21 protein-coding genes are annotated in these 19,913 nt (G+C 61.6%); 7 read left to right on the plus strand and 14 right to left on the minus strand.

Features of this window, described 5'->3' with window-relative positions; genetic code table 11:
- Positions 1 to 33: 33 nt before the first annotated feature.
- The 4 genes from lapD to F8N66_RS10070 form a co-directional block, all read right to left on the minus strand.
- Positions 34 to 1,974: a cyclic di-GMP receptor LapD gene (lapD, locus tag F8N66_RS10055; RefSeq protein WP_150770009.1), complete on the minus strand. Its 1,941-nt coding sequence runs from the start codon at positions 1,972 to 1,974 to the stop codon at positions 34 to 36.
- A 22-nt stretch (positions 1,975 to 1,996) separates the two neighbouring features.
- Positions 1,997 to 2,704, minus strand: coding sequence for a cysteine protease LapG (lapG, locus tag F8N66_RS10060; RefSeq protein ID WP_150770010.1), 708 nt, complete (start codon positions 2,702 to 2,704; stop codon positions 1,997 to 1,999).
- 169 nt (positions 2,705 to 2,873) lie between these two features.
- A complete protein-coding gene (locus F8N66_RS10065; protein ID WP_150770011.1) occupies positions 2,874 to 3,260 on the minus strand; it encodes a YbaN family protein in 387 nt (128 codons plus the stop codon).
- A gap of 10 nt (positions 3,261 to 3,270) precedes the next feature.
- Complete coding sequence (locus F8N66_RS10070; protein ID WP_007975277.1) at positions 3,271 to 3,858, minus strand: YecA family protein; 588 nt, start codon at positions 3,856 to 3,858, stop codon at positions 3,271 to 3,273.
- 273 nt (positions 3,859 to 4,131) lie between these two features.
- Between F8N66_RS10070 and recQ the strand changes: the two genes are divergently transcribed.
- The 4 genes from recQ (at position 4,132) to F8N66_RS10090 (ending at position 8,998) form a co-directional block, all read left to right on the plus strand.
- Complete coding sequence (gene recQ / locus F8N66_RS10075) at positions 4,132 to 6,258, plus strand: DNA helicase RecQ (RefSeq protein WP_150770012.1); 2,127 nt, start codon at positions 4,132 to 4,134, stop codon at positions 6,256 to 6,258.
- Between the two features lie 120 nt (positions 6,259 to 6,378).
- Positions 6,379 to 6,813, plus strand: coding sequence for a MarR family transcriptional regulator (locus F8N66_RS10080; protein ID WP_150770013.1), 435 nt, complete (start codon positions 6,379 to 6,381; stop codon positions 6,811 to 6,813).
- 122 nt (positions 6,814 to 6,935) lie between these two features.
- Positions 6,936 to 8,618, plus strand: coding sequence for a FimV/HubP family polar landmark protein (locus tag F8N66_RS10085; RefSeq protein WP_150770014.1), 1,683 nt, complete (start codon positions 6,936 to 6,938; stop codon positions 8,616 to 8,618).
- A 92-nt stretch (positions 8,619 to 8,710) separates the two neighbouring features.
- Positions 8,711 to 8,998: a SelT/SelW/SelH family protein gene (locus F8N66_RS10090; RefSeq protein ID WP_150770015.1), complete on the plus strand. Its 288-nt coding sequence runs from the start codon at positions 8,711 to 8,713 to the stop codon at positions 8,996 to 8,998.
- Here F8N66_RS10090 and F8N66_RS10095 read toward each other — a convergent pair.
- Both F8N66_RS10095 and F8N66_RS10100 read right to left on the minus strand, forming a co-directional pair.
- Positions 8,992 to 9,885, minus strand: coding sequence for a DMT family transporter (locus F8N66_RS10095; protein WP_150770016.1), 894 nt, complete (start codon positions 9,883 to 9,885; stop codon positions 8,992 to 8,994). The genes F8N66_RS10090 and F8N66_RS10095 overlap by 7 nt on opposite strands.
- Positions 9,886 to 9,955: 70 nt before the next feature.
- Positions 9,956 to 10,720: a helix-turn-helix transcriptional regulator gene (locus F8N66_RS10100; protein WP_150770017.1), complete on the minus strand. Its 765-nt coding sequence runs from the start codon at positions 10,718 to 10,720 to the stop codon at positions 9,956 to 9,958.
- A 146-nt stretch (positions 10,721 to 10,866) separates the two neighbouring features.
- On the opposite strand from F8N66_RS10100, the gene F8N66_RS10105 reads away from it, so the two are divergent.
- Complete coding sequence (locus F8N66_RS10105) at positions 10,867 to 11,682, plus strand: UDP-2,3-diacylglucosamine diphosphatase (protein ID WP_150770018.1); 816 nt, start codon at positions 10,867 to 10,869, stop codon at positions 11,680 to 11,682.
- Between the two features lie 154 nt (positions 11,683 to 11,836).
- On the opposite strand, the gene F8N66_RS10110 is transcribed toward F8N66_RS10105, so the two are convergent.
- Together F8N66_RS10110 and F8N66_RS10115 are read right to left on the minus strand one after the other, a co-directional pair.
- Positions 11,837 to 12,427 carry an HD domain-containing protein gene (locus tag F8N66_RS10110; protein WP_150770019.1) on the minus strand — a complete coding sequence of 197 codons (591 nt, stop codon included), beginning with the start codon at positions 12,425 to 12,427 and terminating at the stop codon, positions 11,837 to 11,839.
- A 15-nt stretch (positions 12,428 to 12,442) separates the two neighbouring features.
- Positions 12,443 to 12,754, minus strand: a complete 312-nt coding sequence (locus tag F8N66_RS10115) for a DUF962 domain-containing protein (protein ID WP_034146218.1) — start codon at positions 12,752 to 12,754, stop codon at positions 12,443 to 12,445.
- A 160-nt stretch (positions 12,755 to 12,914) separates the two neighbouring features.
- Between F8N66_RS10115 and F8N66_RS10120 the strand changes: the two genes are divergently transcribed.
- Positions 12,915 to 13,976: an AraC family transcriptional regulator gene (locus tag F8N66_RS10120; protein WP_150770020.1), complete on the plus strand. Its 1,062-nt coding sequence runs from the start codon at positions 12,915 to 12,917 to the stop codon at positions 13,974 to 13,976.
- Here F8N66_RS10120 and F8N66_RS10125 read toward each other — a convergent pair.
- On the minus strand, positions 13,933 to 15,387 hold the full coding sequence (locus F8N66_RS10125; protein WP_150770021.1) for a TrkH family potassium uptake protein: 1,455 nt from the start codon (positions 15,385 to 15,387) through the stop codon (positions 13,933 to 13,935). The genes F8N66_RS10120 and F8N66_RS10125 overlap by 44 nt on opposite strands.
- Positions 15,388 to 15,508: 121 nt before the next feature.
- On the opposite strand from F8N66_RS10125, the gene F8N66_RS10130 reads away from it, so the two are divergent.
- The gene (locus F8N66_RS10130) at positions 15,509 to 16,075 is read left to right on the plus strand and encodes an NAD(P)H nitroreductase (protein WP_150770022.1); all 567 of its coding nucleotides are present in this window, start codon (positions 15,509 to 15,511) and stop codon (positions 16,073 to 16,075) included.
- Positions 16,076 to 16,186: 111 nt separating this feature from the next.
- Here the strand turns inward: F8N66_RS10130 and F8N66_RS10135 are convergent, their stop codons facing one another.
- The 5 genes from F8N66_RS10135 to F8N66_RS10155 form a co-directional block, all read right to left on the minus strand.
- Positions 16,187 to 17,530, minus strand: coding sequence for a sensor histidine kinase (locus F8N66_RS10135; RefSeq protein ID WP_150770023.1), 1,344 nt, complete (start codon positions 17,528 to 17,530; stop codon positions 16,187 to 16,189).
- 174 nt (positions 17,531 to 17,704) lie between these two features.
- Complete coding sequence (locus F8N66_RS10140) at positions 17,705 to 18,154, minus strand: LTXXQ domain protein (RefSeq protein ID WP_150770024.1); 450 nt, start codon at positions 18,152 to 18,154, stop codon at positions 17,705 to 17,707.
- Positions 18,155 to 18,406: 252 nt separating this feature from the next.
- Entirely contained in the window at positions 18,407 to 19,084 is a 678-nt protein-coding gene (locus tag F8N66_RS10145; RefSeq protein ID WP_150770025.1) for a response regulator transcription factor, read from the minus strand.
- Positions 19,085 to 19,091: 7 nt separating this feature from the next.
- Positions 19,092 to 19,505: a translation initiation factor 2 gene (locus F8N66_RS10150; protein ID WP_150770026.1), complete on the minus strand. Its 414-nt coding sequence runs from the start codon at positions 19,503 to 19,505 to the stop codon at positions 19,092 to 19,094.
- 108 nt (positions 19,506 to 19,613) lie between these two features.
- Positions 19,614 to 19,913, minus strand: a complete 300-nt coding sequence (locus tag F8N66_RS10155; RefSeq protein WP_084320523.1) for a YciI family protein — start codon at positions 19,911 to 19,913, stop codon at positions 19,614 to 19,616.

Raw genomic sequence — 19,913 nt, forward strand, 5'->3', positions numbered from 1 at the left:
CAGGCTCGCTCCTACAGGTTTATCGGGTACACATCACATCGGCTCAGGCGGCCCGATCAACCGTCCCATCACCCCGAACACCCCCAACTCCCTGATCGCCTCCAGCTCCCCCTGGGTCTCGACCATTTCGGCAATCAACGGCAAATCAATGCTGTTGGTCGCCCTGAAGATCGCCTCGATAAACAGGCGTTTGTCCCGCTGCTCGTCGATATGCCGGATATAGGCGCCATCGATTTTCAGGTAGGCCAGGCCCAGTTGGGTGAGGTTGCCGATCTGGCTGAAACTGCCGCCAAAATGCTGCAGGCCGATGCGGTAGCCGGTGTCGAGCAGGCTATGACTCAGCCGCTGTAGTTCGTCGGGCGGCGGCAATTGGCGCTCATCGATTTCCAGGATCAGCAACGGCGCCAGTTCCGGCAGGGATTCGAGCATGTCGAGGATCAGTTGCAACTGCGGCTGATCACGCAAGGTATTGCCGGACAGGCTCAGCGCCAGCGGCCAGCGATTGACAGCCAGGTAGTCCAGGGTCGCTTCGAGCATGGCCAGGTCGAAGCGTGCCGACCAGCCCAGACGCTCGATCCAGGGCAGGAAATGCCCGGCGGCAATGGTTTGTCCCTGTGGGTCGAGCAGGCGTGCAAGGACTTTGTGATGCAACACTTCGCTGGTGTCGGCGCATTGCACCACCGGCTGGAAATACAGCTGTAGTTTGCCTTGGGTCAGCGCCTCGTCGATCCAGCTGCGCCAGTCCTGCTGGGATGGGGGCGACAGGGTTTCGCCGTGGCTCAAGTGCACCCAGGGTCGGTCGACGTGCTGGCGAGCCTGGGCCAGTGCCTGATCGAGCCGCATCAGCACGTCGCCGGGTGTTTCGCCGGGATGGTAGGCGACGATGCCCAGGTGCGCGACCGGTGTGCAGTCACTGGCACCGGTCAGGCGCAGGTTTTCCAGGGTGGTGCTGATTTCGGCGGCCAGGCGTGCGGCGTCCTCGGTATCGAGGCCCGGCGTCAACAGGCTGAATTCGCCCCCGCGGTTACGCGCCGCCAGCCAGGTCCGCCGCTGCGGCGGTCGGGTCAGGCGCTTGAGCAGTTCGCCGACGGCGCTGATCAACGCATCGGTGCGTTGGCCGCCCAGGCGCTGGTTGAGTCCGGTCAGGTCATTGATGCGCAATACCAGCAAATGACCGTCGCACTGTTGTTCGGCGACCAGCAAGTGGTCCGCCAGTTGTTCATCCAGCAAGCGCCGGTTGGCCAGGCCGGTCAGGCTGTCCTGATAGGATTCGTTGCGCAGCTTTTCACTGCGCAACGCCTCTTCGGTAAACAGCGCCTTGAGCTTCTCGACCATCTGGTTCATGGCCAGCACGACGCGTTTCAACTCCGGGGTACGTGGCAGTTTCGGCAGGCTCAGGAACTCGCGCTTGCTGATGGCTTCGGCCTGTCTGACCAGGGTGTCGAGCGGACGCAGTTGCCGGCGCAACAGCCAGCCGCCGAACACCGCACTGAGCAATCCGCACAGCAACAACCAGATCAGGCTGCCCAGGGTGCTGTCCCAGAGTTTGGCCAGGGCGAATTGCGGGTTGCTCAACACTTCAACCCGGGCCGCCTGCTCCCAGCCGCGCATGATCAACGCGTCGCCGCCTTGATGGCGCAGGTTGACCAGGGTGACAAACCAGCCCGGCACGCCCTCGACCCGCGCCGGCGCATTGCGCTCCACCAGGACCTGCTCGTCCCCGGTGTCGACGATGCGAATGCTGCTGAAGTAGCCACTGTCGAAAATCGAGCTGACCATCAATTCCATCATCGCCGGGTCATCGATTTGCGCGGTCAGCGACAGGCCCAGCGCGGTCGCCGCATCCTGGGCGTGGGAGCGCAACTGGCCGAGCACCTGTTCGCGAGAGCTTTCCAGGCTGACAAAAAAGCTGCCGCTGAAGGCCACCAGCAGGAACAGGCAGATGGCGAGAAACAACTGGTTGCGCAGTTTCATCAAACGCTCCTTGCTGTGGCGTTCAGCCGTCGCCCACGGCGAAGCCTTCAGCCTGCATCTTTTGCAGTACGTCTTGCCAGCGCGACAGTTTTTTCGAGTCGCCGCTGCGTTTTCCGCCAGGAGTTCCCGGCAGGTACAGGCCCTCGGCGTTGAAGGCATACACCGGCAGCAGGTCCTTGCGTTGCGAGGCGGGGCGGATCTCGCCGATCAGGTTGTCCAGCACCAGCGGGTCGGCGGTGGGGCTGCTGTAGAACGTCAGCACCATGTGCGCCTGGTTCTGGGTCAGCGCCTTGACGTAGGTAATGCGCAGTTTTTCGCTGGGAATCCCGAGTTCGCGCAGGCTGAAATATTTCGCCAGGGCGTAGTCCTCGCAGTCGGCGGCACCCTTGACCAGTGATTCGACGGGCGTGGCCCAGTAATCGGTTTGACGCCAGATGCGCGTGTCGTCCTGGAACGTCAGCTGCTGGTTGAAGAAATGATTGACTGCCTCCAGTTGCTCACGCTCCGAGGCATTGCGTTCGTCTGGGAGCATTTGACGCCAGGCTTCGATTCGCCCCCGCGCCGGGCCGAGGGTGCCGTAGCGTTTTTCGGCGGACGCCAGGATCCGCGCAAAATCCCAGTCGGCCTGGACACTGCCCAGCACGGTCAGCAGGAAACCGCTCAGCAACAGCCATCGTCCAAACCGAAACCGGGGCGTTGGCCATCCTGGACTACGCGGACTGCGGGGCATGTCGGGCTGCTCGGATGCAGATTGGTGAAGTCTAGGTGGTGTATGGGCGGGAGTAGGGCAGGTCGTCGGACCACGCAATCTTGCGTAGGAGCTGCCGCAGGCTGCGATCTTTTGATTTTGCTTTCGAAAGATCGCAGCCTCGTTGCACTCGACAGCTCCTACACAGCTCCTACAGGGTCTTCTGCCGGAGGATATAAACCGTCACCAGCACCGCACTGGTCAGCATGAACCCGCGTGCCCACGGCATCGGCACCAGATAGCAGGAAAACAGGATGCTGGCCCACATCAGGCCGATGGCGTAGACCTTGCCCTTGAGCGGGATGCCGTTGCCGTCGAGGTAGTCGCGAATCCAGGGGCCGAGCCGTGGATGCTCCACCAGCCAATGGTAGAAGCGCGGAGAACTGCGGGCGAAGCAGGCGGCCGCCAGCAACAGGAAAGGCGTGGTGGGCAACACCGGCAGGAAAATCCCGATCACCCCCAGCACTACGCTCAGCCAGCCGATGGCCAGCAGCACGTAGCGCAACATCAGGGAGCGGTTGCCTATGGGGTTGTCCATAGGCAGAACCTTAGTGGTGACGAGGCTTGAGGATCGCCGGTTTTTCGTCTGGTGCGTTGCACAGCAGGTACAGCGCAGTCAGGGCTTCCGGGATTTGCACGATCATGTCGTCCATCAGGTTGGCGTCGGCGGCAATGTCGGAGAACTCCGGTTGCTCGTCGAACAGGCCCGAACCGACCATGATCGGCAGCAGCATTTCGCTGACTTCGTCTTCGGCGGTTTCGAACCAGGCTTCTTCGCGCAGGAACACGCCTTCCATGAAACCGATGCACCAGCCGCGCAACTCGGAGTCATCGGGATCGTCGCCCAGGTCCAGGTCGCACGGCAGCTCGAACTCTTCGTCCGAAGCCAGTTGGCGGGCGATGTGGGCCTTGAGGCCGATCAGCGTGGCTTCGATCTCTTCGCGCTGGGCTTCGCCGCTGTAATGTGGCTCTTCAGCGAACAGCGCGTCGATCCACTCGCGATCGGGAACGACTTCGGAACAGATCGACAGGGCGGTGAGGTAGCCGTGGGCGGCCACGTAGTCCAGCGCCTCGTCATGCAGTTCATCGGCGTCGAGGAAGACTTGCAGGCGGGTTAGTTGCTCAGCGAAGGACATTAAAGGGCTACCTTGGGGAATATTCGATGCGGGAATTCTAGGCCTTCTTGAGCGCTTGGGCCAGCCGCGCGGCATATTTGCACTCGTGGGTGTCTTATCAGCGGCGCCCTTTGCCGGACAGGCCTCGGGTATACTCGCCCGTTTTGTGATGCCCTGCTGGCGTCACGGCTGAAATGTGAAGCGTCATGTAATGCGCACTTACGATATGTCGGTGCAGCGTTGCGGGTTCTGAACCAGCCTTGCAGGGATGTTTCGGTGATTTTTGGAGTTTCTATGCTCGAACAGGCTCAACGCGTCCTCAAGGACATCTTCGGCTACGACAGCTTCCGTGGCCGCCAGGGTGCAATCATTGAGCGCGTGGCCAGTGGCGGCGATGCCCTGGTCCTGATGCCTACCGGTGGCGGCAAATCCCTGTGCTTCCAGGTGCCGGCGCTTTTGCGCGAAGGCCTGGCGGTGGTGGTGTCGCCGCTGATCGCCTTGATGGACGATCAGGTCGCCACGCTTGAAGAACTGGGCGTGGCCGCCGCGGCATTGAACTCCACCCTCAGCGCCGAGCAGCAACGTGACCTGGCGGCCCGCATCAAGCGCGGTGAGGTGAAAATGCTTTACCTCGCGCCCGAGCGCCTGGTCCAGCCGCGCATGCTGTCCTTCCTGCAAGGGCTGGACATCGCCCTGTTCGCCATCGACGAAGCGCATTGCGTGTCGCAGTGGGGCCATGATTTCCGCCCCGAATACCTGCAACTGGGTCAGTTGGCGGAAATGTTCCCCGATGTCCCGCGCATCGCCCTGACCGCCACCGCCGACAAGCGCACCCGGGAAGAAATCGTCACCCGCCTGCACCTGCAGAACGCCGAGCGCTTCCTGTCGAGCTTCGACCGGCCAAACATTTTCTATCGCATCGTGCCCAAGGAGCAGCCACGCAAGCAGTTGCTGGCCTTTCTGGCCGAGCGGCGCAGCGATGCCGGCATCGTCTATTGCCTGTCGCGCAAGAAGGTCGAGGAAGTCGCCGCGTTTCTCAGCGAACAGGGTTTCCCGGCGTTGCCGTACCACGCGGGCCTGCCTAACGATTTGCGCGCGTATCACCAGAAGCGCTTCCTCAACGAGGAAGGTTTGATCATGGTGGCCACCGTGGCGTTCGGCATGGGCATCGACAAGCCTAACGTGCGTTTTGTCGCGCACCTCGACTTGCCGAAATCCCTTGAGGCCTATTACCAGGAAACCGGTCGCGGTGGCCGTGACGGTCTACCCGCCGATGCCTGGATGGCCTACGGCCTGCAAGACGTGGTGATGCTCAAGCAGATGTTGCAGAACTCCGAAGGCGACGAGCGCCACAAGCGCCTGGAACAGCACAAGCTCGACGCCATGCTCTCGTTGTGCGAAGAGACCCGCTGCCGCCGTCAGACGCTGCTGGCCTATTTCGATGAGGAGATGGCCGAGCCCTGCGGTCACTGCGACAACTGCACCGATGGCGTGCAGACCTGGGACGCCACCGAGCCGGCGCGCCAGGCCTTGTCGGCGATCTTCCGCACCGGCCAGCGCTACGGTGTGGGGCATCTGGTGGATGTCCTGCTGGGCAAGGACAACGAAAAGGTGCGCAGTTTCGGGCATCAGCACCTGTCGGTGTACGGTGTCGGCAAGGCACTTGGCGAGAGCGAATGGCGCTCGCTGTTCCGCCAGCTGGTGGCGCGTGGCCTGGCTGACGTTGATCATGAGGGCTATGGCGGTCTTCGCCTGAGCGACAGTTGCCGGCCGCTGCTCAAGGGTGAAGTGACCCTGGAACTGCGCCGCGATCTCAAGGCGCAAACCTCGGTGAAAACCAGCAAGAGCCAGGCCAGCCAGCTGGTTCGCGGCGAAGAGCGGGAGCAGTGGGAAGCCTTGCGCGCCCTGCGTCGCAAGCTTGCCGAGGAGCATGGGGTGCCGCCGTACGTCATCTTCCCCGACTCGACCTTGCTGGAAATGCTCCGTAGCCAACCGGCTTCCCTGGCGCAAATGGCCACGGTCAGCGGCGTCGGCGCGCGCAAGCTGGAACGTTACGGCGAGGCGTTCCTCGAAGTCCTCGGTGGCCAGGTCGAGACGCCGAAAGTGGTGGCGGACGTGCGTCACGAATTGATCACCCTGGCGCGGGCGGGCATGACGCCGCTGCAGATCGCCGGCCAGTTGCAATGCTCGGAAAAGAATGTCTACACCATGCTCGCCGAAGCCATCGGCAAGCAGCAGTTGTCGCTGGACCAGGCACTGGATCTGCCCGAAGACTTGATGGGCGAAGTCCAGGATGCGTTCCTTGATGGAGAAGGCGAGTTACCGCCCGTGTCAGAGATTTCCGCACTGTTCGCAGGAAGAGTGCCTGAGGGCGTTTTGTACTGTGTACGGGCCGCCTTGCAGTCCGAATTCGAGATTTAGACTGAAGTGATTCATTGATGTAACGATTCAGTACAGAACAGGCCTTGCCTCCAGCCAAGGCTCATGCTTAGCTGACTAATAATTAGTATTTCTCTATTTCAGTCTAATCATGAGTGTTTTATGCCGTTAACCGATCAACACCGCTTTGGCATGCAACTGGCACATATGTCGCGGGGCTGGCGTGCCGAACTGGACCGCCGCCTGGCGGGCCTGGGGCTGTCCCAGGCACGCTGGCTGGTGCTGTTGCACCTGGCGCGTTTCGATGAAGCCCCGACCCAACGTGAGCTGGCGCAAAGTGTCGGCGTCGAAGGGCCGACCCTGGCGCGGCTGCTCGACAGCCTGGAGAGCCAGGGCCTGGTGCAACGGCAATCGGTTCTGGAAGACCGTCGTGCGAAGAAGATTGTCCTCTGTACCCCGGCACGCCCCCTGATCGAACAAATCGAAACCATTGCCAATCAACTGCGCCAGGAATTGTTCGAAGGCGTCGATGAAGCCGATCTGAAGATCTGCATGCGGGTTCACGGGCACATCCTGGCCAACCTGGAAAAATCTTGAGGCATTACCCACTGCCAGGTTTTTGAGTTACCGCAATGAGCAGACTATAAGAACTACTGGGCAATATCGTGTTCGTACCGGATGTGCGAACACAGCTTGGTCTGGTTATCTAAGGGATGCTCATGCTCGAAAGTCGGCGAGTCGTTGTACGGTATTGCGCCAGGTGGTTGCTGGCCGGTGCTGCTGTCACTTGGTCGGCCTTGGCGCCGGCGCTGGGCCTGGGTGACATCACCCTGCATTCGGCGTTGAACCAGCCGCTTCGCGCCGACATCGCCCTGGTGGATGCCGGCGGCCTGGAGGAGGGCGAGCTTACGGTCAGCCTGGCGACGCCGGACGAGTTCGCCCGGGCGGGTGTCGAGCGGGTGTTCTTCCTCAACGACCTGAAGTTCACGCCTGTCTTGCGTGGCAACCACAGTCGGATCCAGGTCACTTCCAGCAAACCGGTCAATGAACCGTTCCTGAATTTCCTGGTGCAACTCAATCAGCCCAACGGCCGCTTGCTGCGCGAGTACACGGTACTGATCGATCCTCCGGGAACGTCTGGCATTGTGCCTGCCGATGACGAACCCCTCGCCAAGCGCCCCACTTCCGCCTTTCCGAGTGTCCAGCCCGCCGCCGCACCCGCGTCGGTGCCCAGGCAGCCGCTGCCAAAGCCTGCGGCCACACCTGCACCGGATCCCCTTGCCGAGCAACTGGCGGCCAGCGTCCTGCAGAACCAGCAGTTGCAGGCAACCCTCGATGAACTCAACGCGAAGCTTCAGGCTCAGGACGAGCAGATCGCCGGTGAAAAGAAGCAAGTGCTCGAACTGCAATCGCGAATCGCCGAGCTTCAGCAGGCGCCGGCGGAGCCGGTTGCGCCCGTTGTCGAAGCGCCGGTGGTTGTCGAGGAACCCGAAACGAATTGGCTGTTGATTGGCGGGTTGTTGTTGCTGGTGGTGTTGGGGTGGCTGGTGGCATGGGGGCGCCGTCAACGGCAGCAGGCTCAGGACGTGTCCGGATCGGCCGCCCCTCTGGCCCCCCGCAATGAACCCCTGCTCAGCACAGAGCCGCTAGCGCGCTCGACCGCGTTGCAGCCGCTTCATGCTCAACCTGACGAGACACCGGCGAACGACGTGCTGGAAGCGGTTGAGATCTACCTCACGTACGGTCGGTATTCCGAAGCCATCGATCTGTTGCGAGAGGCGATGGTCAAGGAGCCGCAGCGCACCGACCTTGCATTGCAATTGCTCGGGGTGCTCGGCAAGCAGGGTGATGCCGCTGCCTACGACATGCAGGAAACCCGCCTGCGCAACAATGGCTTCGATGAGCAAACACTTCAGGAACTCCGCTCGCAGTATCCGACATTGGTGCCCGTTGTGCCGATTGCCGCCGCGACACCCTGGGTTTCGCCCAGGGTCACGACGCCGGATGCGACACCCGCGGATGAGTTCCAGTTGAATCTGGATGACCTGTCGATGGATGCGAGTTGGGACCTGGGGTCGTCGCCAGAGCCATTGCTTTCTGACCCGTTATTGAACGGTGAATCGCTGCCCGAACCGGAAATTGAATGGGAAATCGCCCCGGTCCCCCAGCCTCCGGACGACAGCCTGCTCGACAATTTCAGCGAGTTTGGCCCGACTCTGGTGCTTGAACCGCTGAGCCTGGAACCGCCCGAATCCAGCAACGCAGACAAACTGGAACAGGCACAGACCTGCATCGATGACGGTGACCTGGACAGCGCCATCGAACTGCTCAACCAATTGCTCAAGGAGGCCGAGGAGCCACTGAAACAGACGGCCCGCAGTTTATTGGCCGGTATTCGCTAGTGCTGCACCGATGAATTCAGCGTGGGTGAGAGCAAGCCAGCGCCCACATGGTTATCATGGCGCTGCCCTCTACCCCAGGAGTTCCGCCGATCATGACCGCCAGCAAACCCGAAATCGTCATCACCTATTGCACCCAGTGCCAGTGGCTCTTGCGTGCAGCATGGCTGGCCCAGGAGCTGCTCAGTACGTTTGGCGACGATCTTGGCAAAGTGTCCCTGGTGCCGGGCACGGGCGGGGTCTTTCACATTCTTTGCGACGATGTGCAGATCTGGGAACGCAAGGCCGACGGCGGTTTCCCCGAAGCCAAGGTGCTCAAGCAGCGGGTCCGCGACCGGATCGATCCGGACCGCGACCTGGGGCACAACGACCGGGCTCAGTGAGAGGCTGCTTCCGCGGTCACGGCTTTCTTGCTGGAACTGCCGGAAAGCCTGCTGGACACCACGATGGCGACGATAATCAGCGCGCCGCCGAGCAGCATGCGCAGGGTCGGGTTTTCATCGAACAGCAGCCAGGCCATGGTGATGCCATATACCGGTTCCAGGGCAAAGACCACCGCGGCGGTCCGCGCCTTGATCACCGCCAGGCTGGCGACGAACAGGCTGTGCGCGACCCCGGTACAGAACACCCCAAGCAGGCCGATCCACAGCCAATCGATGGCGCGCACTTCGCTCAGTTGCGGTGCCGCCACCGGCAGCAGGCACAAGGCGACCACCACGTTCTGGCACAACGCCGCCTGCACGGGCGGGATGCGTGAGGAGCTGGCGCGGTTGGTCAGCGACAGCAGGGAAAACAGCAGGCCGGAAGCCACTGCCCAGAGCAGACCGGTGGTGGCGCCACTGGCCAGATCGAAGTCCGGCGTGACCAGCACCAGCCCGATGCTGACCAGCGCCACCAGCAGAATTTCATTGGCACGAATCCGCTCGCGGAAAAACAGCCCTTCGAGGATCACGGTAAACGCCGGGAAACTGGCAAAGCCCAGGGTCGCGATGGCCACGCCGGCGACCTTCACCGCTATGAAAAAACTTACCCAGTGACCGGCCAGCAACAAGCCGCTGAGCAACAGACGGCGCCAATCCACGGCTTCGAGTCTTTGCCATTGGGTGTTGCTGGCGAATCGGGCAAAGAGGGCGAGCGCCAACACGGCGAATGCAGCCCGCCCAAAGACGATGATGGCCGGTGACGCGGCGGCGAGTTTGCCGAACACGCCAGTCAGGCCGAACATCAGTGCGCCGATATGCAGGGCGCCAAGGGCGGTACGGGGAGTCATGGCAATCCTTGGTCAACGTAATGAACCCGGCCATTTAACCGCGTCCGCCATCGCGCTGTCTGTCGTCAGGCTATCGACTTTTGTCGCCAGCCTCGCGCCGCAACGCGCCAGGCGATGCGCCGAACTCGCGCAGCACGGCGGCGGCAAAGGCGCTCTGGGAGCTGTAACCGACGCGACCGGCAATCTCGCCGATCGGCAGCGCTGAATCGCGCAGCAGGCCCACGGCTTTGTGCAAACGTCGACTGCGGATGTAATCCATGGGCGTCTGCCCGCATTCGGCCACGAACCGCGCATGCAAGCGTGCGCTGGAGAGACCGGCCACACGGGCCAGGTCGGCGACCTGCAATGGGTAGGCGGCGTATTGGTCGATGTGCGCATTCAGCGCGGCATAGGGCAGGCGCCGGCCGCCGACCGTGTCGGGCATGGCGCGGTTGAGGCTGGCCAGCAACAGTACGGCGCCTTGTTGCGCGATCACCGGGTCATCGACCTGGCTGTTGGCCAGCCAACTGACCAACTGGCTTTGCCCTGCATCCAGCGACAAGCGGCCGGCGGTGTCGAGCAAGCGGCGACTGGCATCGGCATGGTCGCCCAGGGACTGGCGCAGCCATGGCTCGCCCGGTACGTCCAGCACCAGGCAACGGCTGCCATTGGCGCTGCCGCAGGCATGATGAAAACCCGAGGGGACCACCACGAAACTCTGCTGAACCACCTGGCTGCCACGCCCGTCGACCTCGAAATCCAGCGCCCCCGACAGCCCGAACACCAGTTGCGCGTGCTCGTGGCTGTGGACGATCAAGTCTTTGGTGTACTGGCGAAGTGTGAGGATCGGTCTCATCGCGGGTCTCAGGGCAGTTCTGATGAGTGAGGTCGCAGTTTACACCGACATGGCGTGCGGGCGTTGTCACAGGACTGACTTGCCGCTGTCATGGGCGATTAACCCGACCGGTGCAAGCTTGCCGAAACTTGTCCTGAGGGTTGCCCATGACCAGCGCCGAGCTCGCCAAACCCAGCCGTAAGCAACGTGTGCGGACCCTATGGATTTCTGACGTGCACCTGGGCACGCGCGATTGCCAGGCCGAGCATCTGTCGCAGTTTCTCAAGGGCTACCACGCGGACAAGATTTACCTGGTCGGCGACATCATCGATGGCTGGAAACTGCGCAGTGGCATGTACTGGCCACAGGCGCACACCAACGTGATCCGGCGCCTGTTGACCATGAGCAAGCGCGGCACCGAAGTGATCTACGTCACCGGCAACCACGACGAATTCCTGCGCCGCTATTCCAGGCTGATCCTGGGCAACATCCAATTGGTGGACGAAGCGGTGCACGTGACGGCCGATGGCCGGCATCTGCTGGTGATCCACGGCGATCAGTTCGACGTGATTACCCGCTATCACCGCTGGCTGGCGTTTCTCGGCGATTCGGCCTACGAATTCACCTTGACCCTCAATCGCTGGCTCAATCACTGGCGCGCCCGTTATGGCTACGGCTACTGGTCGCTGTCGGCGTACCTCAAGCACAAGGTCAAGACCGCGGTGAGCTTCATCAGCGACTTCGAAGAAGCCATCGCCCATGAATGCGTCAAGCGCGAGCTGCATGGGGTGGTCTGCGGGCACATTCACCATGCCGAGATTCGCAAGGTCGGCGGGGTGGATTACCTCAATTGCGGCGACTGGGTTGAGTCGTGCACGGCGCTGATCGAGCATTGGGATGGCACGATCGAGCTGTATCGGCTGGCGGATGCCCAGGCGCGGGAGGCGCAGTTGAAAGCGGCGAAAGTCGCGGAACCGGCTTAGTCTGTCAGGTATGTGGTGTCAGAACTGGCTTCTTCGCGAGCAAGCCCGCTCCCACATTTGATCTCTAGCGGTCGCAAAATTTGCGTTCACTGGAGATCAAATGTGGGAGCGGGCTTGCTCGCGAATGGACCGCGCAGCGGTCCCGCTGGATCTATCAGGCTGGTGAATGCTCTTGCATCGCCGCCTTGTAGATCGAATTCTTCGGCTGGGCAAACAACCGCTCCATCATCGGTTCGAAAAAGCTCAGCGGCAGGGTGTCATACACCGGGTCGAACGCCGCTGCATCGTACTTGGCGCAGAATTCGATGGTTGCCTGGTACTGCGGATGGCCGTTGAATTGTTCGCGCAGGTGCCGGTCCATCCCCAGGTGATGGAAAAAGTAGTAGCCCTGGAAAATCCCGTGCTTTTCCACCATCCACAAATTCTCGGCGCTGACGAATGGCTTGAGGATCGCCGCCGCGATGTCCGGGTGGTTGTAGGAGCCCAGGGTGTCGCCGATGTCATGGAGCAGGGCGCAGACCACGTATTCTTCATCACGGCCATCACGCCAGGCGCGGGTGGCGGTTTGCAGGGAATGGGTCAGGCGATCCACCGGGAAACCGCCAAAATCACCCTCCAGCAGTTTCAGGTGCGACACGATCCTGTTCGGCAGTTGCCGGGCGTAGGCACTGAAATCCGCGGCGATGATCGCCCAGTCTTCCTGCGTGCCATCTTTCATGTGGGTGAAACGAGCGTTGGCATTCATCGGCAATCCTCTTTTCTAGAACGGCACGCGTCCCAGAATCATGTCCCGGTACATCACGAAATCGCCGAGCAGGCTGTAGAAGGGATGCTGGAAGGTCGCAGGACGATTCTTTTCAAAGAAAAAATGCCCGACCCAGGCGAAGCTGTAACCCGCCACTGGCAAGACCCACAACAGCATCCAGGCGCCTCGACCGATGGTCAGTGCCAGGATAAAAATGACCAGCGTGGTGCCGATGAAGTGTAATCGTCGGCAAGTACTGTTGCTGTGTTCGCTGAGGTAGTACGGGTAAAACTCAGCGAAGCTGTTGAAACGCTTGATGTTTTCCACGACTGCGATCTCTGTGGTTATTGTTCTGACTGCAAGTTGTTCTGCGGGTAGCTTATTTGAGTCTAGAGTGATCATTGGCGGCGGCCAGTGACAATCGGCGCCACTTTAGTATCCTTCGGAAATTTGCCGTGATAGACGGCTCATCATGCAAGAACCCGACATGAGCGAACGAACGACTTCTGCAAGCTGGGCGATGGGGATTGTCAAAGCACTGGAAATGGACGGCCTGGATTGCCGGGTTCTGTTCAAACAGCTGGGGCTCGACTACGCGGCGCTGGATGATCCGGATGCACGCTTCCCGCAAGATTCCATGACACGACTGTGGCAACGGGCGGTTGAGCTGTCCGGCAACCCGGCGATCGGCCTGAACATGGGCAAGGTGGTGCGACCGGCGCAGTTCCACGTGACCGGCTACGCCTTGATGTCCAGTCAGACCCTGGCCGAAGGTTTCAGGCGACTGGTGCGCTACCAGCGGATCATTGCCGAAAGTGCCGACCTGAGTTTTCGGCTGCTGGATGAGGGCTATGCGCTGATTCTGACGGTGCATGGCGATCATTTGCCGCCGACCCGGCAAAGCGCCGAAGCCTCGCTGGCCTGCGCCCTGGCGCTGTGCGGCTGGTTGACCGGACGCACGCTGCACCCGCGCAAGGTGCTGGTGCAGGGTGACCAGCCGGCGAATCTCGAACCTTATAAACAGGCCTTCCATGCGCCGCTGGTGTTCAACGCGCCTTATGACGCGCTGATTTTCGAGCGCGCTGACATGGAAGCCCCGTTGCCGACCGCCAATGAGGCCATGGCGCTGTTGCATGACCGGTTTGCCGGCGAGTACCTGGCGCGGTTTTCCGAGAGTCGCGTGACCCACAAGGCGCGCCAGGTGTTATGCCGTTTGCTGCCCCAGGGCGAACCCAAGCGCGATGCCGTGGCGCAGACCCTGCACCTGTCGCAACGCACCTTGCAGCGCCGCTTGCAGGAAGAAGGCACGAGTTTCCAGACGTTGCTCGACGACACCCGGCGCGAACTGGCCGAGCAGTATCTGGCGCAACCGACCATGACCCTGCTGGAAATCGCTTATTTGCTGGGGTTTGCCGATCCGAGCAATTTTTTCCGCGCCTTCCGACGCTGGTTCGATACCACGCCCGGCGAGTACCGGGCGCGGCTGATGCAGATGACCGAACCGGCTAATGACGCCAGAACGCCGGAATACACAGCACAAACACCGTAATGATCTCCAGTCGGCCCAGCAGCATGCCGAACGAGAGAATCCACTTGGCGGCGTCCGGCAGGGAGGCAAAATTACCGGCCGGGCCGATGGTCTCGCCCAGGCCCGGGCCGACACCGGACACGGTGCTGGCCGCGCCGGTCAGGGCGGTCATCCAGTCCACGCCGAGCAGCGACAGCAGCAGTGCGATCACGCAGATGGTGATGGCGAAAAAGAACGAAAAGGTCAGGATCGAGCGCACGATCTCTTCATCGAGGCGGTGACCGTTGTACTTCTGCTTGATCACCGCGCGCGGGTGGATCAGTTGGTTAAGGTTGGCCTTGAGCAGGATGTAGGCCACCTGGAAACGGAAAATCTTGATCCCGCCGGCGGTCGACCCCGAGCAGCCACCGACAAAGCCCAAGTAGAAGAACAGCATCAGCGAGAAGTTGCCCCACAGGCTGTAGTCCCCCAGCGCGAAACCGGTGGTGGTCACCACTGAGGTCACGTTCAGCGCCACATGGCGCAGGGCATCCAGCCAGTGCAGCTGGGTGGTCCACCAGTACCAGGTGCCGAGCACCAGCCAGGTCACCAGCAACATCCCCAGCAAGCCCTGCACCTGCTGATCCTTGATCAGCGCCCGGCGATTGCCGCGCAACGTTGCCACGTACAGGGTGAACGGCAGGCTGCCGAGAATCATGATGACGATCGCCACCCAGTGCACCGCCGGTTGCGTCCACTTGGCCAGGGATTGGTCCGAGGTGGAAAAACCCCCGGTGGAAATCGCTGACATCGCATGGTTGATCGCATCGAACGGGCTCATCCCGGCCCACCAGAAGGCCAGGCTGCCAAAAATGGTGATGCCGACGTAGGCCGCCACGATCAGCCGCGCCACCATGTGCGAACGGGGCATGACTTTTTCGGAGCGGTCCGACGATTCGGTCTGGAACAACCGCATGCCACCGATGCGCAGCAGCGGCAGGATCGCGACCGCCATGCCGATGAAGCCGATGCCGCCGATCCAGTGCAGCAGCGAGCGCCACATCAGGATGCCGGGGGACATTTCATCGAGGTGGTTGAGCACCGTCGAACCCGTGGCCGTGATGCCGGACATGCTTTCGAAGAATGAGTCGGTGTAGCTGATGTGCTGGGTCAGCAAAAACGGCAGCGCGGCGAAGATGCACACCACCAGCCAACTGCTGACGGTCAGCAGGTACATGTCCCGTGGTCGCAGGTGTACATGTTCCGGGCGTCCGGGAATGACCAGGGCCAGGCCGCCGACAAAGGTGATCATGCTGGCCCAGAGGAACGATGGCAGGTCGCCGGTGCGATCGAAGATCACCAGCGTGGCCATGGGCACGACCATGGCGATGGCCAGGGTGATCAGGAAGATGCCGATGATGAAACCAATGAGACGTAAGGTCGGCAACGCCATGAAATCCGCTCGGCTGTCATTAGGAAGGGCGCCATTCTACCTGCGGGGCAGGGCATGTAAACCGGCACCGTCGCGGCAGATACAGCTAGAATAGCCGCACAATTTTTTCAGGAGGTGGCCGATGCAGGCTCTCGACGTTTTGCTCAACCGTGTTTCCGTCCCGCGACTGATCGAACCGGCGCCAACCCGGGAGCAGCGCGACGTGCTGTTTGCCTCGGCCATGCGGGCACCGGATCACGGTCACTTGCAGCCTTGGCGTTTCCTGACCGTCGAAGGCGCGGCACGCGAGCAAATGGGCGAGTTGCTGGCCGAAGCGGCAAAGCTGCAGGATGGCGACGTCACCGAAGCGGCCATCGACAAGGCGCGTAACGGTCCACTGCGCGCGCCGTTGGTGGTCGTGGTGATTGCCCGGACACAGGAACACGTCAAATACCCGAAATCCGAGCAGTTGCTGGCGGCGGGTTGCGCAGCGCATGGCATCTTGCTGGCAGCCTATGCACAAGGCATCGGCGCGGTGTGGCGTACCGGCGACCTGGCCTATTCGCCGCATGTGGCCAAAGGGCTGGGGCTGGCGGAAGGGGAAGAGGTGATTGCGTTCCTGTACCTCGGGACGCCGCAGAAGGAACCGCGTGTGGCGGAAAAGGTGGATCTGGCCGAGTTCGTCAGCGCCTGGCCTGGCAACGCCTGAGGATCAAAAGATCGCAGCCTCGTTTCACTCGTCAGCTCCTACAGGGTTACCAGAGTCCTGTAGGAGCTGACGAGTGAAACGAGGCTGCGATCTTTTTGCATCACCCATTACTCAAGGCTGGACGACGGCCCCTGGCACCAACGGCAATTCCAGGCTGGCAATAAACCCGCCCTCCGGGTGATTGGCCAGCAACAGACAACCGCCATGTCGCTCCGCCGCACGACGGGCAATGGCCAGGCCCAGGCCGTGTCCTGCCGCCGACTGCCCCGGTGCCCGGTAAAACGGTTCGCCGAGTTGACTCAAATGCTCGGCATCAACCCCCGGTCCGTGATCGCGCACGGTCACCACGATCCGCTCGCCCTGACGCAGCGCCTGCATCTCGATCGGCAAGCCGCCCACCGGGTTGAAGCGCTGGGCGTTGCGCAGCAGGTTGTCGACAGCGCGCTCGATCATGGTCGGCCAACCCTTCAGGTTTAATTGCGTCTCGGCTTCAAGATGGACCAGTTGTTCCGGCGAGCCCAGTTGCGCATCCTTTTGCAGGGTATTGAGCAAAGCGTTGAGATCGACGTCTTCAGCGCTGGCATTGTCGGCATCGACCCGCGCCAGCACCAGGATTTCGCTGATCAGTGCTTCGAGCCGGTCGCACTCACGGGTGAGGCGTGGCCAGAGTTTTTCCCGTTCTTCGGGAGAGGCCCGTTCGGCCAGGGCCAGCGCGATACGCAGGCGCGCGAGGGGCGAGCGCAGTTCGTGGGACACGTCGCGCAGTAATTGCCGCTGACTGCCGATCAGGCTTTGCAGGCGAGCGCCCATGCGGTTGAAGTCATTGGCCAGCACCCCGAACTCGTCACGGCGATTGGCCAGTTTGACCAGGCTGTTCTGTTGATAGGTGGTCTGCCCCAGATCGTGCACGGCGCCACGCAAGCGGCTGAGCGGGCGGGTGATGGAGAAGGTCACCAGCAGGCTGAACAGGGTCAGCACCACCAGGGCGATACCCAGTGCGCTCAACGGCCAGAGCAGGCTTTCACGGTGCCAGGCGTCCAGTTCCGGATGGGGGATGCGATAGATCAGCAGGTAGGTGTCGCCGGTTTTTTCGCTGGTGTATTCGTCGGTCAGGCGGCGCCAGGGCAGGCGACGGTCATCGTTGTTCTGTCGCGCTTCGAAGGCTGCCGCACGGCGCGGGAAGGTGCCGCGTACCACCGGGTCGCCACTCTCGTTGAGCACCTGGACGTCGATGTGATACTGGCGTTTGCGCTGTTCCAGAATGTCCTGGGCGGCGTCTTCGCCCTGGGATTCATAGGTTTGCGTCCATTGTTCGGCCAGGGTGTTGAGGCCCGGATGGCGGCTGAGGATCCACGCATCCTGATTGAGCATGTGCCCGAGCAAAATGGACAGGCCTGCAACCAGGGCGATGGCCAGCCAAAAGCTGGCCAGAATTCGCCAGAACAATGAGCGCACAGAAAATCCTCAGGCAGACATCCATCCATGTGGGAGCGGGCTTGCTCGCGAAAGCGGAGTGTCAGTCAGCAACTGTGTATCTGACACTCCGCTTTCGCGAGCAAGCCCGCTCCCACATTAAATTGAGTGGTATCAGACCCAACGGCATTCAACCGTCGGGTCCGGGTTAAATCATTATTGCGTTTTTTGCGCCTGTTGCGCTTTCCACGCCTTGAACTCGGCCCATTCGGCGCGACGCTCGGCCTGTTTCTTCTGGATCTCGTCGAATTGCTTCTGTTGATCCGGTTTCAGCAGCGCCCGTACATCGGCTTCGGCTTTCTTGTGGTTGGCGGCCATCTCGTCTTTCATGGCTTTCTGGTCGGCTGGCGAGAGTTTCTCCAGGTACTTGTCGACCACTTGCTTACGCTCGTGCATCTGCTCGCCCATGATCTTGCGGATCTGCTCGCGCTGTTCGCGGCTAAGGTCCAGCTGGCTGTACGGGCCTTTACCGTGCATGCCGTGCATCTGACCGCCGTGGCGTGCACCGTCCATCGGGCCGCCCACAGGACCGTTACCTTCAGGCATGGCCATGGCCACGGTCGGCAGGGCGGCGGCGAACATCAGAGCGATAAGAGTCTTGCGCATGGTGAATCTCCTTGTCTCGTTCCCGGTACGTTCCGGATGAGTACAGATTACGGAGATCAAGGTCAGCGGCGGTCAGCGGAGCGTAAAGCTTGGGTAAAGACGTTTTTGCCCACACCTGACAAACCTGTTGATGTACACGGTCCCTGTAGGAGCTGCCGAAGGCTGCGATCTTTAGATTTTCAGCGAAAGTGATCACGCCAAAGATCAAAAGATCGCAGCCTTCGGCAGCTCCTACAGGGAATTGCGAAAATTTCAGAGGCTGTAGTAATAGCCACGGCTGCGCAGCGCCACGATGCGCGGACGGCCGTCGGGGTGCGGGCCGATTTTCTTGCGCAGGTTGCTGACGTGCATGTCCAGGCTGCGGTCGTACAGGGTCAACTTGCGACCGAGGGCGATTTGCGCCAGTTCCTGTTTGTCCAGTGGCTCGCCAGGTTGCTTGAGCAGGGCTTCCAGCAGGCGGCTTTCGGAAACAGTGAGGGAAAACTCCTGTTCATCGATGCTGACCACACCGCGCACCGGGCTGAAACACAGGTCACCGAGTTCCATCTGGCTCGACACCGCCGCCGGGTGGCTGCGGCGCAGCACAGCGCGCAGGCGGGCGGTCAGCTCCCGCGGGTCGCAGGGTTTGGCCAGGTAATCGTCGGCGCCCAGTTCCAGGCCGAGGATGCGGTCCAGGGGTTCACCCCGGGCCGACAGCATCAGCACCGGCAGATCCGGGTGGTCGCTGCGCAACTGCTTGAGCAGTTCCAGGCCGCTGCCGTCGGGCAGCATCACATCCAGCACCACCGCCGCCGGCGAGGTTTCAGCCAGCGCCCGACGAGCGCTCTGGCCATCGTGGCAGGCGCGCACCTGAAAGCCTTCCTGGCTCAGCCAACTGCTCAGGAGCTCACACAGCTCCTGGTCATCATCAATCAGTAACAGCTCGCTCATGACTCACTCAATTTAGCCATTGTCGACGTTTTCGACTTGCACCACTGGCGAAGATACCGCAGAGCAGGGCCAATAGCGCAACACCGGCGCCAATGACGAACCACTGTTGCTGGTCGGTCAGCAAGCGTGGAATCGAACTGCCAGCCTGGGTCTCCTTGAGTTGCAGCTTCAGACGCTGGTTCTCCTGGCGCAACCGGGCCAACTGGGCGCTTTCGCGTTCACCATCGGCACTCTGCAATTGTTTGCTCAGTTCTTCCCGTTGCCGCTCGCTTTCTTTCAAGCGTTGCTGCAACTCGTTTATCTGGCTGCCGGCGCTCAGGGACAGCGGCGTGGAGCTAGCGCCCTCGGCGTGTTCTTCACCGTGGGCGGGGGCCACGATCGACAACGTGACCAACATCAGACACAACGGACCTTTGCGCATCGCGACTCCAGATTCCAATACGGGTATTGGGAAGTTGTCGGCCGGCAAACGAGAATAATGAGCGATTGAGAGCGCGGTGAACCGATAAGGTTCACCGCAGGGAGGATATTACGGCAGGACTTGCTTGAACGGCTTGACCGAAACGTTGGCGTAGACGCCGGCGGCGATGTACGGATCGGCATCGGCCCAGGCCTGGGCGGCGCTCAGGGAGTCGAACTCGGCGACGATCAGGCTGCCGGTGAAACCCGCCGCGCCCGGGTCATTGCTGTCGACCGCCGGGTTCGGGCCGGCCAGTACGATGCGACCTTCGCCCTTGAGCACTTGCAGGCGCTCAAGGTGGGCAGGCCGTGCGGCCAGGCGGGCTTCCAGGGAATTGGCGACGTCTGTGGCAACGATTGCGTAAAGCAT

This window comes from Pseudomonas fluorescens (genome assembly GCF_902498195.1).
Classification (GTDB): domain Bacteria; phylum Pseudomonadota; class Gammaproteobacteria; order Pseudomonadales; family Pseudomonadaceae; genus Aquipseudomonas; species Aquipseudomonas fluorescens_BU.